This window comes from Paenarthrobacter sp., assembly GCF_031180005.1.
In the GTDB taxonomy this organism is placed as follows: Bacteria; Actinomycetota; Actinomycetes; order Actinomycetales; family Micrococcaceae; genus Arthrobacter.
This window is the reverse complement of sequence record NZ_JAPSHI010000001.1, coordinates 15,162-28,324: the sequence shown is the minus strand read 5'-3', so window position 1 is coordinate 28,324 and position 13,163 is coordinate 15,162. Positions and strand designations below refer to the sequence as shown.

Here is a 13,163-nt window from a genome sequence, read left to right as displayed (position 1 = left end):
GTGCGTGTCGCGGGATTTCCGCGGATAGGCTGTGCCCATGAAGGGCACCCTGAACTTGCGCCGCATTCCGATGCGGTTCGCCGCCGTAGTACTGGCAGGTTCCGTACTCGCGGCCACCACATCCTGCTCCGCTGAGAACAAAGGCCCGCAAGTAACCTCGACGGCCAGCTCCCAGCCCAACAGTTCCGAAGCAGGGACAGGCACTGCGGAGAGCACGACGCCGGCAACGGGCTCCGCGGCCGGCTCGCCGTCCGTGAACCCCAGCGAGGGCGGCCCCGCTTCGGCCAGCGCCGGACCCAGCCCGGCGGCAACGGCGGTGTCTTGGAAGACATACACGGACTCCGCCAAAACCGTAAGCTTCGAGCTACCGCAGGAGTGGATAGCCCAATCGGTGACGCCGGAGGCAGGCTCGCTGGCTCATGCCGTGAAGGTGGAGGTCAAGGATGCTGAAGGACGCTATATCGCCACCCTCCAAACAGGCCTGCCCTCGGCTGCACCCGTTGCCTGCCCCGCCGGTCAGGCGCGCCCGTACGTGGTGATCAGCAGCGTTCCCTTGGACGTCCCGCACTCGGATGGCCCTGAGACCATTGATCCGCGTGTGGTTTTCCGCGTAGTCCAGGGTTACAAATTTTTCGGCTCCTACGGCATCACCAACATGGTGGCGGGGGCGGACGGACAGTCCTGCGAACTGAGGAATCGTGTTCAGGGCCCTGCCGGAAAAGGCGATATCTCCTTTGGGGATGTCCTGGCGATCCACGCCTTCGCCACCGACGAGAAGGTGGCCCCGGCCAAGGCGTTCGATACTCTGGACCTGGCCGCGAAGTACGCGGTCCATGGTTCTGAATTCGCCAATGTCCAGCGGATGCTACTGTCTCTGAAGGTTAATCTGTAGTCCTGCGATTGGCTGATTCACGCATACGGCGGCGATGGGGATGCCCGCCGCAACCCACCCCGGAGATCAATGGAACGCAATGTTGCTGCCTCACTCGTTTTCAAGACTGCAGCCAACACCAAGGTGGCCATGGCCATAGCCGTGGCCAACAACCGTGGCTATGACGCAGTGGAGGAGGCAATGTCCATCAGTATTGATGGTGCTGAGGTTCCCTTTGCCGAACTTAGCGACCACCACGGCGGCCGTTTCCACTACCTGGAGTTCACTGAGCCCAGCGAGGTGACGGTGGACTACCGGGCGACCGTTCATGGCTTGGGAGAGGCCGATACGTCCAGCCCGATGGAACTTATCAGGTACGTTCGGCCCAGCCGGTATGCGGAGTCAGACAGGCTGCTGCCTACTTCCTATGCCGAGTTCGGCAGCCTTCAAGGTCCTGAATTGCTCCAAGCGATACGCAACTGGGTGAACAGAGAATTGCGGTACGTCAGCGGTTCGTCGCGGGGAACTGACGGAGCCGTGGAAACTTTGCTTCACCGGAAAGGCGTGTGCCGGGACTTCGCCCACCTCGCCATCGCCCTTTTGAGGTCCAAGGACGTTCCTGCGCGTCTGGCGGCGGTGTACGCTCCAGGGCTGAGTCCCATGGATTTCCATGCGGTTGCGGAGGCACACATCGAGGGAGCCTGGCACATCATCGACCCCACCGGACTTGCTCCCCGCGAATCCATGCTCCGCATTACTGCCGGACGCGATTCATCAGATACGGCGTTCTTGTCTACTGTGGGCGGCAGCCTGACCTTAAGTACACTCAAGGTCAGTGCATCGGTAAACGGAGAGCTCCCGGTGGAGGATCCCCGGGAGCTCGTCAGTTTGCGTTAGTGCCGGGTGAATTGCATTAGTGTCCCGCGACCGAAGCCCGGAGCTTCTCGGTCAGCCGCAAAAGCTCCCGCTGTTCCTCAGCTGTGAGCGCGGGCGCAACCAGGTGCGCGATGTCCCGTACATGTTCCCGGCCGATGGTTTTTTGAAGCTCGCTGCCCGCTTCGGTGAGTGAGAGCAGGACTCCGCGTCCGTCGTCGGGCGCTGTTGTTCGTTCCACCAAACCGCGCTTCTCCAAACGATCCACCAAGCGGCTCAAGCTGGACTGGCTCAGCAGGACTTTGTCGTTGATTTCATTCAGCCGAAGCTGGCCCGAAGGGCATTTGGACAACGTGAAGAGCACATCGTATTCCTTGACGGGCAGGGTCTTGAATGCCGGTCCCGACTGCAGCTTCCGCATCACCGCCACCTGGGAGCGGAACAACGACTCCCAGGTTTCGGCGGCGAGGCGAACGGCGGAGGACGCCGAGGGGCCGGACATCAGGCGTCCTGCTCCGCAGCACCAGCGGTAGCGGATTCGCTGACCGTGGCTTTCAGCGCGGCGGCGGCGCGTGAGGCGTGCGTCGGTGCGTCAGGCAAGTGCGCTGGCTTCATGGCGGCGTATTCCTTGCGGAGTACCGGCAGGACTTCTTCGCCGAAGAGGTCCAACTGCTCCAGCACGGTCTTCAGGGGCAGGCCGGCGTGGTCGATCAGGAACAGCTGCCGCTGGTAGTCACCGAAGGCCTCACGGAACGTCAGCGTCTTCTCGATGACTTCCTGCGGGCTGCCCACGGTGAGTGGGGTCTGAGAGGTGAAGTCCTCCAGAGACGGTCCGTGCCCGTAGACCGGCGCGTTGTCGAAGTACGGGCGGAACTCCTTGACGGCGTCCTGCGAGTTCTTCCTCATGAAGAACTGACCACCAAGGCCAACAATTGCCTGGTCTGCCTTGCCGTGTCCGTAGTGCTCGTAGCGCTCCCGGTACAGGCCGATCAGCTGCTGGTAGTGCTCCTTGGGCCAGAAGATGTTGTTGGCGAAGAAACCGTCGCCGTAGTAAGCGGCAACTTCTGCGATCTGCGGCGTCCGGATGGAGCCGTGCCACACGAAGGGGGCCACGCCGTCGAGCGGTCGGGGTGTAGCCGTAAAGTTCTGCAGGGGTGTGCGGAACTTTCCGGACCAGTTGACCGTGTCCTCATCCCACAGTTTGCGGAGCAGGCTGTAGTTCTCAATGGCGAGTTCGATGCCGTCCTGGATGTTCTTGCCGAACCAGGGGTACACCGGCGCGGTGTTGCCACGGCCGAGGACCAAATCCACGCGGCCATCGGAGAGGTGCTGGAGCATGGCGAAGTCTTCTGCGATCTTGACCGGGTCATTGGTGGTGATCAGCGTGGTGGCCGTGGACAGCGTGATGCGCTCGGTCTGGGCTGCGATGTAAGCCAGGGTGGTAGTGGGGGAGGAGGAGAAGAAGGGCCGGTTGTGGTGCTCGCCAAGGGCGTAGACGTCCATGCCGATTTCTTCGACCTTCTTGGCAATGGCAACGGAGGCCTTGATGCGTTCGTTTTCCGTGGGCGTGCGGCCCGTGGTGGGGTCAGTGGTGATGTCGCTGACGCTGAATACGCCGATCTGCATGATGTGCCTTTCTCCCTGCCCGAGGTCCCGGGCTCTGTAAGCAGTATAGCTCAAACTAGATGCATTTGCATGTATCGACATCTGTAACAGGGCAGGGCCGGGAATTGTTCCCGGCCCTGCCTATCGAGGGGTTAGTGCGTTGGGGCGCCCGTTATTCTGCGGGATTGTGCGCTGCGCGGCGGCCCGTAACGCGCGGAATCATTCCAGTGGTCCAGTCCTGGAACTCGCCCGATCCGCTGCTGGAGCTGCCGCTGCTGGAGCTGCCGCCGGGGCCGTCGTCACCTTTCGTCGTCGGCTTGTCCTGCAGGGTCTTCAACAGCTCTTTCTTCTCGCGGCGACCCTCCACAAGCTTATAAAGGACCGGGACCAGGACCAGCGTCAAGGCAGTGGATGAAACCAGCCCACCGATCACCACAATTGCCAGTGGTTGCGAAATGAACCCGCCGCCACCCGTGAGGCCCAACGCCATGGGAGTCAAGGCGAAAACGGTGGCCAGTGCAGTCATGAGAATTGGACGCAGGCGTTGCCGTGCACCGTGCATGATGGCATCGGTAACGTTCATGCCCGGGCTGCCGTCATGTGGTTTGCGGTATTGGTTGATGAGGTCGATCAGCACGATGGCGTTGGTGACTACGATGCCCACCAACATCAGCATGCCAATCAGTGACGGCAGGCCCAGTGGAACGCCTGTCAGCAGCAGCAGGCCCACGGCGCCGGTAGCAGCGAAGGGTACAGAAACCAAGAGGATCAGCGGCTGTATGAGTGACTTGAACGCTGCCACCATGATCACGTAGACGATCGCGATGGCTGCCAGCAGTGCCAGACCAAGCTGCCGGAAGGACTCGGCCTGCTGGGTGGTGGCCCCGCCTATCGTTGCCGTGACCCCCGCAGGCAGTTCCACAGCTGCAAGTCTCTCCTGCACTGCGGCGCTGACGCTGCCAAGGTTGGAGCCGGAAGGCGTCACTGTCACCCGCGCGGTCCTCTGTCCATTGCTGCTGGTGATGGATACGGGGGTGTCAACCTGCTCGACGGCGGCAATCGTCTCCAGCGCGACGCCACCGCGGGCTGTTGGCAGCTGGAGCGCACGGACTGCGGCAATGCTGGTGAAGCGCGTGCCCTCGCCGATTTGCACCGGATAGTCGTTGGTCTCGATCCGCACCGTACCGGCTGGAACGGGGCTTACGGTGGATGCCAGGAAGGCCCCGACCTGCTCTTCCGTCAGTCCTGCCGCCACTGCCTTTGCCCTGTCAACACGAACCTGGACCACCGACTGCTTTGAAGCGAGGTTCGTGGCAACTTCGGAGCTGCCCGGGACGCCTTCCATGGCCTTCACCATGGCATCGCTTGCTGTCTGCAGGTCTGCGGAGTTCGCGGCCCTGATGGTGATGTCAACAGTGGAGGAAGTACCGAATCCTCCTTGCTGGGATCCTACCGTGACTTTTCCGGCGGCCCCCTCCAGCTTGGCGCGGACCTCATCCTGGAGTTTGCTTTGGTTTACTTTCTCGTCGGTGACAATGGTGAACGTCGAGTTGGAAGATCCGGTTGACGTAAGGGCCGCGAAGCCCGTTTGAGCATTCCCTGAGGTGACCTGCACGTCCTTGATGCCCTCAATGCCCTTCAGGGATTCCTCAATCTTGGCCGCTTCGTCGCTGGTGGCCTGCAGGCTGGTGCCCGACGGAAGGACTTGGCGCACCGTCATACTGTTCTCTCCCGAACGGCCCAGCAGGTCCGTGGCCAGAAGTGGTGAGACGGCGATGGTCGCCACCAGCACCAGCGCTGCCGCGGACAGGGTGATGATCGGGTGCTTTTGCGTTTTCGCAAGAATGGGAAGGTAACCGCGCTGTAGGCGACTCCGCTGTTCGGCCTCCCGGGCCTTCTCGGCAATTTCCTTTGCAGATGCCTGCGACTCAGCGCCTTTTTCGGGAGAGGACAGGAACCAGTATGCCAGGACCGGAACGATCGTCAGGGAAACCAATAGTGACGACAACAGCGCGATGGTCACGGTCAAGGCGAAGGGACGGAACAGCTCACCGGCGAGGTCGCCCACGAAAGCGATGGGGAGGAACACGGCCACAGTGGTCAAGGTGGAAGCCGTGATGGCCCCGGCCACCTCCCGGATGGAGGTCAGGATTGCTGTCAGCTTGTGTTCGCCGTAGCTGAGGTGCCGCTTGATGTTCTCGATGACCACGATGGAATCGTCCACCACGCGCCCGATGGCAATGGTGAGGGCACCAAGGGTAAGGATGTTCAGGGAATAGCCTGTGGCGGAGATTCCGATGAAGGTGATCAGCAGGGACAACGGGATGGACACGGCCGTAACCAGGGTGGAGCGCACGGACATCAGGAAGACCAGGATGACGGCCACGGCGAAGCCCAGGCCGAGGAGCCCTTCCGTAGTGAGGTCCTTGATGGACTTCTCAATGAAAGGTGCTTGGTCGAAGACCGGTGTGAAGGTCGCGTTGTTGCCGAGCTCTTCTTCCATCGGGCCGACGGCGTCCCGCACCGCATGCGAGATCGCCACCGTGTCGCCCTCGGGCTTTTTGGTGACGGACAGCGCCAGGGTGGGCTTGCCGTTGGTGCGGGTGATGGAAGTCGCGGCATCGTCCTCGATGCTGACGTCGGCCACGGCTCCAATGGTTGCAGCGCTCTTGGCGCCGGCCAAAGGAAGTCCCTTGATAATGTCCAGGGAATCCACGGGGCTGCCGAGCTGGAGGGACAGGGTCTTGCCTTGATCCTCGATGGTGCCGACAGGAACCAGGGTCCCGTTGTTTTTCAACGCATTGCTGATGGACTGGACCGAAGCCCCTGTTGTTGCGAGGTCCGCGGGACGGGGCTGAATCAGGATGTGTTGGCTGGAACCACCGGTCACATCGGCGCCGCGGACGCCGTCGATCTTCTGTAACCGGGGAACGCTGAGCCGCAGGAGGTCAGCGTTGAGCTCGCTGAGCGGTTTGTCCGAGGAGACCGCCAAATAGACGATCGGGAAGTCGCTGATGTTGCCGGCAATGGATTGGGGTTCGACGTCGGCCGGCAGCACCCGTTTGGCGTTGGAGATCGCCCGGTCAATCTGGTTGCGGGCCCGGTCCAGATTGGACCCGTACGTGAACACCATGGTGATCTGCGAAACGCCGTTGCGGGACGTCGATGTGGTGGACTCCAGGCCCTCGACGCTGTTCAGGGCTGTTTCCAAAGGCTGGCTCAACTGCTTGTCCACAACCTCCGGGGAGGCTCCGGGCATCGACGTCACGACGGTGATCTGCGGGAACTCGATGGAAGGAATGAGTTCCTGCTTGAGCGACCCCATGGTGATCACGCCGAACACCGCCGCAAACACGGTGATCAGCGCGATCAGGGCCCGGTTTCCCAGGGACAGTTTGGCCAAGCGGAACATTGCATTGACTCCTGCGGTCTACGTAATGATTCGACTGACGGGAACCGGCCGCAGCCCCGGGTGTGGCCTAGCTTTGGATAGCGTTGGCCACTTCCAATTGCAGGGACTTGGCGGTGCTTGCTTCCAGTTCGGCGGCCAGGTCCGGATTCTCGTTGAGCTTGACGCCGTAGCCCGGCATCATGTCCTTGAGCTTGGACTGCCATCCCTTGAAGTTCTTGGGGAACGACTTTTGCAACAGTTCGATCATGATCGGCACGGCGGTTGAAGCACCCGGAGAAGCGCCCAGCAGGGCGCCAATGGAACCATCGCGGGAAGCAATGACTTCAGTGCCGAACTGCAGGACGCCACCCTTCTGAGGGTGCTTCTTGATGATCTGTACACGCTGGCCGGCGGTGATCAGTTCCCAGTTGTCTCCTGCTGCCTCGGGGTAGTACTCGCGCAGGGCCTCCACTTTGGCCTCGTGCCGCTTGGCAACCTCCTTGATGAGGTAGGCGGTGAGGTCCATGTTGTCCTTGGCCACGGCCAACATGGGAATGATGTTTCCCGGTCGGATGGACAGCGGAAGGTCAAGGTAGCTGGAGGTCTTCAGGAAGTTGGTGGAGAAACCGGCATACGGGCCGAAGAGGAGGGAACGCTTGCCGTCCACGTAACGGGTGTCCAAGTGCGGAACGGACATGGGCGGAGCGCCGACGGACGCCTGGCCGTAGACCTTTGCGCTGTGCTGGGAGGTGATGGCGTCATCCGTGCAGCGGAAGAACTGGCCAGAGACGGGGAATCCGCCGTATCCCTTACTCTCAGGGATACCTGAGGCCTGAAGCAGGTGGAGGGCACCGCCACCTGCTCCGACGAAGACGAACTTGGCATGGATGCGGCCGTGCTCCCCGGACTTTGGGTGCTTGATGGAGAGGTCCCATCCACCGCCTGCTGCGCGGTGGATGTTGGTGACGTCGTGTCCGTAGTTGACCTCGGCCCCGCTGCTTTGCAGGTATCCGGTCAGTTCGCGGGTCAAGGCACCGAAGTCGACGTCGGTGCCTTCGGCGGCGCGGGTTGCGGCAACGCGCTGCTTGCGGTTGCGGCCCTTGACGATCAAGGGGGCCCACTTGGCGATTTGGTCCTGGTCCTCTGTGTACTCCATGCTGCGGAAAAGCGTGTTGGGCTTCAGTGCCTCGTACCGGGTCTTCAGGAAGTTCGCATGGTCATCGCCAATGACGAAGCTCATGTGCGGGACCGTGTTGATGAAACCCTTGGGGGACCCGACGACGTTGCTGTCAACCAAGTGGGACCAGAACTGGCGGGAAAGTTGGAACTGCTCGTTGATGTGAAGGGCCTTGGAGGGATCCACGGAACCGTCTTTTGCAGCGGGAGAGTAGTTAAGCTCACACAGCGCAGCATGGCCGGTACCGGCGTTGTTCCACGGTCCGGAACTCTCGAGCCCTGCTTCGTCGAGTCTTTCGAAGAGGGAGATGGTCCAGGTGGGTTCAAGTTGCTTGATGAACGCACCAAGTGTGGCACTCATGATTCCACCGCCAATAAGGACGACGTCGGCATGTTGAGTCTTGGAAATGAAGGTCACGATCAATCTCCGTTAGCGGCGGCACTGGCTGTCACAGAATATCCCCGCGCAGACTCAATACTGAAATTGCGGGGAATCGTCAAGGCTTTAGGCGGACGTTTGTGAAAACTTCGTTGAGGACGGGCGAAGCCGGGTAGCTTTCCACCTTGTTGGACAGCGCCAACGCCGAGATGGGGAAGGCGATGGGCACAGCCGGTACGGACGCCGCGATCTCTGCATTGATGGCTTGATATTGGGTGTTGCGGTCATCGCCTTCGGGCATGGCACGCGCTCGTTCTATCTTGTGGAAGACTTCCGAGTCTGCGTATCCGAACTCGGCGCGTGATTCGCCGAACAAAGGTCCCAGGAAGTTGTCCGCGTCTGCGTAGGAGCCGTTCCAGCCGAGCAGGTGCAGACCGCGGTCACCTGCCGACTGGACCCGTTGGAGGTAGCCGTCTTCCCAGTCGATGGGGACCGGTTTGATATTGAAGCCGACAGCGACGAGTTGGCGGCTGAGTTCGGCGTAGATCTTTTCCGGGGTGGGCATGTAGGCCCGCGTGGCGTTGAGCGGGTAGTAGAACTTCAGCTCCTCGCCCTTGTAGCCGGCCTCCTTGAGGAGCTCTTTTGCTTTCTCCGGGTTGTATCCCAAGGAGGGAGCGTTGTTGTTGAAACCACTAAGTTTGGGCGGCACAAACTGTGATGCCTGCGCCGTGTTGTCGATGAAGAACTTGCGGATCAACGCTTCCTTGTCGATCGCCATTTCGATCGCTTGGCGGACCTCAGGATTTTCCAACGGGGCGACAGCCTGGTTGATGCCGAGGTACATCACCGAGAACGGGTCACGCTGGATGATCTGGACACCCTTCTTGACCAATTGGTCAAAGGTCCCGGAGGTCACCAGATCGTAGGCGTCGATCTTGCCGTCCAAGAGGGCCTGTTGACGGGTTTCCGCGCGATCGTAAGGGATGAAGTTGATGGTTGCTATCTGGCCCTTGTCGCCCCAATAACCCTTGTAACTGGACAGGGTGAGCTTCTTTTCGTCCCACCCGGTGAACTCATACGGACCCGTACCCACGGGGTGGCCTGCGTAGCTGGACATGGCCTGTCCATTCCGGACCTGTTCAAGGACGTTGGCTTTCTGTGCCTCCAAGGCTGCCGGGGAAGATATTGCGAAGGCCGGCAGTGTCAGTGCCTGGAGGAATCCGGTGAAGGGGCGCGTCAGGTTGATCTGGACATCGCTGGCCGAGACCACTTTGCAGTCTTTGAAAATGGAGAACACCGGCTGGTCGGAGTAAGCCTTGAATACGCTTTGGAACGAAATCCCGGGCGCTTGCTTCCTGAGGTGCTCGGGGAAGGTGAACCAGCGGTTGAAGTTTGCGCATACAGCGGTTGCATCCAGTGGAGTGCCGTCGTGAAAAGTCACGTCGGGGCGGAGCGTGAAGTCGTAGCTCAGCCCGTTGTTGCTGTCTTTCCACTCCGTGGCGAGGAGGGGAGTGGTCTGACCTGTCTCGCCGTCTACCCCCACGAGTCCTTCGAGGACTTGACGGGTGACGCGGTACGACTCCGAATCAGCGGTGACGGCAGGGTCGAGGCCCAAGGGCATGGATGCCGTGCCGAAGTTGAAAGTTGCCGAGGGTTCAGCGGCGGGGGAGTTGCTGGCGGAAGTCAGTGCGGGGCCCGGTGCTCCCGTGCACCCTGCCAGCCCCAAAGCCAAGACGGCAGCTCCGAACTGAATGCTTAGTCGCCGCATTTTGCTGCTTGCCACTCTTGTCCCCTCAAGCCGGTTGGAAGTGCTGTGGCCGGCTTCGGCCAGACCGCATTCCAGTCTAGTTGAACGTCCTGAGTGCACTTCCCAGCGCATCTTCAGGATGGCCCCGTCTGCTTGAGGAGAAAAATACCCCCGGTCCTGCAACCGGGGGTACCTGTGTATCTGTGCGCAAGGGGGGACTTGAACCCCCACGCCCGAAGGCACAGGAACCTAAATCCTGCGTGTCTGCCAATTTCACCACTCGCGCTGGCTGGCAACCGGGCCGCCTGGTTGGACGGTCGATGCCATATACCGGCCTCCAGTGTACCCGCTACTTGTCCAGCTTGAGATCGCGCCGAAGCTTGGCAACGTGCCCGGTGGCGCGCACGTTGTATTGCGCCAGGGAGAGCTTTCCATCGGAATCAACCACAAAGGTGGACCGGATCAACCCCATATAGCTGCGGCCGTAGTTCTTCTTCTCGCCCCAGGCCCCGTACGCTTCGGCTACGGAGTGGTCCTCGTCCGAGAGCAGGCGGAAGGTCAGCTGTTCTTCATCACTGAACTTGGCAAGCGCTTTGACGGGGTCGGGGGAGACTCCCACTACTTCGTACCCTGCGGCCTGCAGGGACCCGAGGGTGTCGCGGAAATCGCATGCTTCCTTGGTGCAACCGCGGGTGGACGCGGCGGGGTAGAAATAGAGGATGGTTTTCCGCCCCCGGAGGTCCGTCAAGCTCATGCTTTTACCGGTTTCATCCTGAAGTGTGAAGTCCGGGGCGATGTCTCCCGGGATAAGTCGTTCAGCCAAAATATGCTCCTTGCCAGTGATCGCGATTTCCCAGTTTAGTGCGAGAAGCCGCGTCGTGGACGCTTCCCCGCATATACTGTCGGCATGCCAGATATGGAGAGATGGCCCACCACCCGATTGCTTTCGACAGCTGCACGCCTGGTGGAAATCTCGTGGAACGAAAAATTGAAGTCCATCGGCCTTACCCACGCCGGTGTCATTGCCATGCAGGTGTTGGCTGCCAAGGGTGCCATTACGCAGGCGGCTTTGGCCGAAGTGGCGCGCGTCAAGGCCCAGACAATGGGAACCACTCTTGCGAGGCTTGAGCTGCACGGGCATGTCACCCGGCAACGCAGTGATTCCGACCGCAGGAGTCACGTGGTGACCCTTACCGACGCCGGTATTGCGGCTCTTGCTGAAGCAGTAAAGCTTGAGCAGGATGTCTTGTCGCCTGTGGCCGTGGACACCGCCCGCCTCCGCGAGGAGCTTCGGATCGTTGTCCGGGGCCTTGCAGGTTTGCCGGCGCCGGAGCAGGAATCCCACGAGATTGACACCGACTTGCCTCAAGTCTGACCAAGCCTGTGGCCGGGGGTTCCTTCTGGAAGCCCTGGCATGGAAAGAGAAAGGCTCCGGATCGTATCTACGATCCGGAGCCTTTCTTTTATGGTGCACCCCCCGGGACTCGAACCCGGAACCCATTGATTAAGAGTCAATTGCTCTGCCAGTTGAGCTAGAGGTGCAGCTGTTGTTTCGGCTTATCCGGTGAATTCGTATTCCCGTTGATCTCCGCAACGACAAACAACTCTACACCACTATTTGGCTGCTGGAGACCAAAAGGGGCAATGCGTGATGCACGCCATTTGCAGGCGCCTGAGAAGAGATTTGAACAACAAAAAAGGCCTTGGAGTGGTAATCACTCCAAGGCCTTTTCCTGTGGTGCACCCCCCGGGACTCGAACCCGGAACCCATTGATTAAGAGTCAATTGCTCTGCCAGTTGAGCTAGAGGTGCAGCTGTTGATTTCGATCAAACCCGGAAGCTTTTCCTTCCCCGGCGATCTCCGCAACGACATGTAACTCTACACGACTTCCGCCGAGGAGGGAAATCGGCAGCTTGTTGCCTGTTGCCTCACGGCCCAACCTTCAGAATCACTGCAAAATCAGGGTTTCTGTTGTTGCTGATAACCCAGAGGGTGCCGTCTGGTGCTCGGCTTACGTCCCTGAGCCGCCCGTACTGTCCTGTGAAATAGGCCACAGGAGTGGCCGCGTTCTCACCCTCAAGTGGAACGGCCCACAGTCGTTGACCACGAAGCGCACTAGTGTAGGCAATGCCATCAACGATTTCGAGACCGCTTGGTGAGGCGTCCGACGTTGATGGCCAGACGACCTTCGCATCGATCAGCCCGCTCCTGCCCGGCGCGCCGGTCACGGTAGGCCAACCGTAGTTTCCGCCGGGGGTGATCAGGTTCAGTTCGTCATCCACGTCCGGCCCGAACTCGCTGGCCCAGAGGCGTCCGTCCCTGTCCCACGCCAGGCCCTGTACGTTCCGGTGGCCATAGCTGTAGACGGGGTTGTCGCCGAAGGGATTGCCCGGCGCCGGGCGACCCTCCGGGGTGAGCCGAAGGATCTTGCCTCCCAGGGCGTTGGTATCTTGTGGTTGCTCCCGGCGCTGCGAATCGCCGGTGCCTACGTAGAGGAACCCATCCGGGCCAAAACGGATTCGACCACCATTGTGGGTTGAGGCCTTGGATATTCCGGAGAAGACCACCTCAGCCTCGCCCAGGGCCAATTGACCACCTGAGTCCTCGGCCAACTTCATCCGGGCAATCCGGTTGTCGCTTGGGGAAGTGAAGTATGCGTACAGCCAGCGGTCCGTTGCGAAGTCAGGTGAGAGAGCCAAGCCGAGCAACCCACCTTCTCCGCCTGGGTCGACGCCGGACACCTCGCCTATGGTGTTGGCCTGGCCGTCACGGATGCTCTTGACCTGGGCGGAGTCGCGCTCGGAGACGACAGCTGTGCCGTTTGGCAGGAAGACGACCGACCACGGCAGTTGCAATCCGACGTCGAGCTTTTGAGCGACCTCGGGGGTCTGTGGCGACGCGGGTGTGGTTTGGCTGGTTCCGGGGGCGGACGTCGCTGAAGTGGTCGTCCCCTCCTGCGTCGCTGGCGCGGTGGGTGTTGCCGCGGTGCCCGGCGACGATGGACTGCCCGTGCATCCTGACAGCAACAGGATCAGCGCAAGCGTAGTGGCGGGGACGCGGCGATCACGCCGTGCCGGAGAGTGCGTGCCCATGTTCTTGCCTGCCTGTATCCAGCCGCCC

At 60.9% G+C, this 13,163-nt stretch carries 10 protein-coding genes and 3 tRNA genes; 3 read left to right on the top strand and 10 right to left on the bottom strand.

From position 1 onward, the window contains the following. Nucleotides 1-37: 37 nt before the first annotated feature. Both RIF72_RS00115 and RIF72_RS00110 read left to right on the top strand, forming a co-directional pair. Nucleotides 38-892, top strand: coding sequence for a hypothetical protein (locus tag RIF72_RS00115; protein ID WP_309072893.1), 855 nt, complete (start codon nt 38-40; stop codon nt 890-892). Nucleotides 893-961: 69 nt separating this feature from the next. Further along, entirely contained in the window at nt 962-1,768 is an 807-nt protein-coding gene (locus RIF72_RS00110) for a transglutaminase family protein (RefSeq protein WP_309072892.1), read from the top strand. A 16-nt stretch (nt 1,769-1,784) separates the two neighbouring features. Here the strand turns inward: RIF72_RS00110 and RIF72_RS00105 are convergent, their stop codons facing one another. From RIF72_RS00105 to bcp, 7 genes are all read right to left on the bottom strand, one after another. After that, the gene (locus RIF72_RS00105) at nt 1,785-2,246 is read right to left on the bottom strand and encodes a MarR family winged helix-turn-helix transcriptional regulator (RefSeq protein WP_309072891.1); all 462 of its coding nucleotides are present in this window, start codon (nt 2,244-2,246) and stop codon (nt 1,785-1,787) included. Next, entirely contained in the window at nt 2,246-3,370 is a 1,125-nt protein-coding gene (locus RIF72_RS00100; RefSeq protein WP_309072890.1) for an LLM class flavin-dependent oxidoreductase, read from the bottom strand. The genes RIF72_RS00105 and RIF72_RS00100 overlap by 1 nt, the downstream gene beginning before the upstream one ends. A 151-nt stretch (nt 3,371-3,521) precedes the next feature. Beyond that, nucleotides 3,522-6,761 (bottom strand): efflux RND transporter permease subunit, encoded by a 3,240-nt coding sequence (locus RIF72_RS00095; RefSeq protein WP_309072889.1) that lies wholly within the window; start codon nt 6,759-6,761, stop codon nt 3,522-3,524. 67 nt (nt 6,762-6,828) lie between these two features. Next, nucleotides 6,829-8,334, bottom strand: coding sequence for a malate:quinone oxidoreductase (locus RIF72_RS00090; protein WP_309072888.1), 1,506 nt, complete (start codon nt 8,332-8,334; stop codon nt 6,829-6,831). A gap of 79 nt (nt 8,335-8,413) precedes the next feature. Further along, a complete protein-coding gene (locus RIF72_RS00085; protein WP_375164181.1) occupies nt 8,414-10,078 on the bottom strand; it encodes an ABC transporter substrate-binding protein in 1,665 nt (554 codons plus the stop codon). Nucleotides 10,079-10,246: 168 nt separating this feature from the next. Continuing rightward, nucleotides 10,247-10,328, bottom strand: a tRNA-Leu gene (locus RIF72_RS00080). A gap of 63 nt (nt 10,329-10,391) precedes the next feature. Beyond that, the gene (bcp, locus tag RIF72_RS00075) at nt 10,392-10,865 is read right to left on the bottom strand and encodes a thioredoxin-dependent thiol peroxidase (protein WP_309072887.1); all 474 of its coding nucleotides are present in this window, start codon (nt 10,863-10,865) and stop codon (nt 10,392-10,394) included. A gap of 84 nt (nt 10,866-10,949) precedes the next feature. On the opposite strand from bcp, the gene RIF72_RS00070 reads away from it, so the two are divergent. Beyond that, a complete protein-coding gene (locus tag RIF72_RS00070) occupies nt 10,950-11,417 on the top strand; it encodes a MarR family transcriptional regulator (protein ID WP_309072886.1) in 468 nt (155 codons plus the stop codon). Nucleotides 11,418-11,508: 91 nt separating this feature from the next. On the opposite strand, the gene RIF72_RS00065 is transcribed toward RIF72_RS00070, so the two are convergent. The 3 genes from RIF72_RS00065 to RIF72_RS00055 all read right to left on the bottom strand — a co-directional run bounded on the left by RIF72_RS00065 (nt 11,509) and on the right by RIF72_RS00055 (nt 13,135). Beyond that, nucleotides 11,509-11,584, bottom strand: a tRNA-Lys gene (locus RIF72_RS00065). Nucleotides 11,585-11,778: 194 nt separating this feature from the next. After that, nucleotides 11,779-11,854, bottom strand: a tRNA-Lys gene (locus RIF72_RS00060). A 117-nt stretch (nt 11,855-11,971) separates the two neighbouring features. Then, nucleotides 11,972-13,135: a PQQ-dependent sugar dehydrogenase gene (locus tag RIF72_RS00055; protein WP_309072885.1), complete on the bottom strand. Its 1,164-nt coding sequence runs from the start codon at nt 13,133-13,135 to the stop codon at nt 11,972-11,974. Nucleotides 13,136-13,163 lie beyond the last annotated feature (28 nt).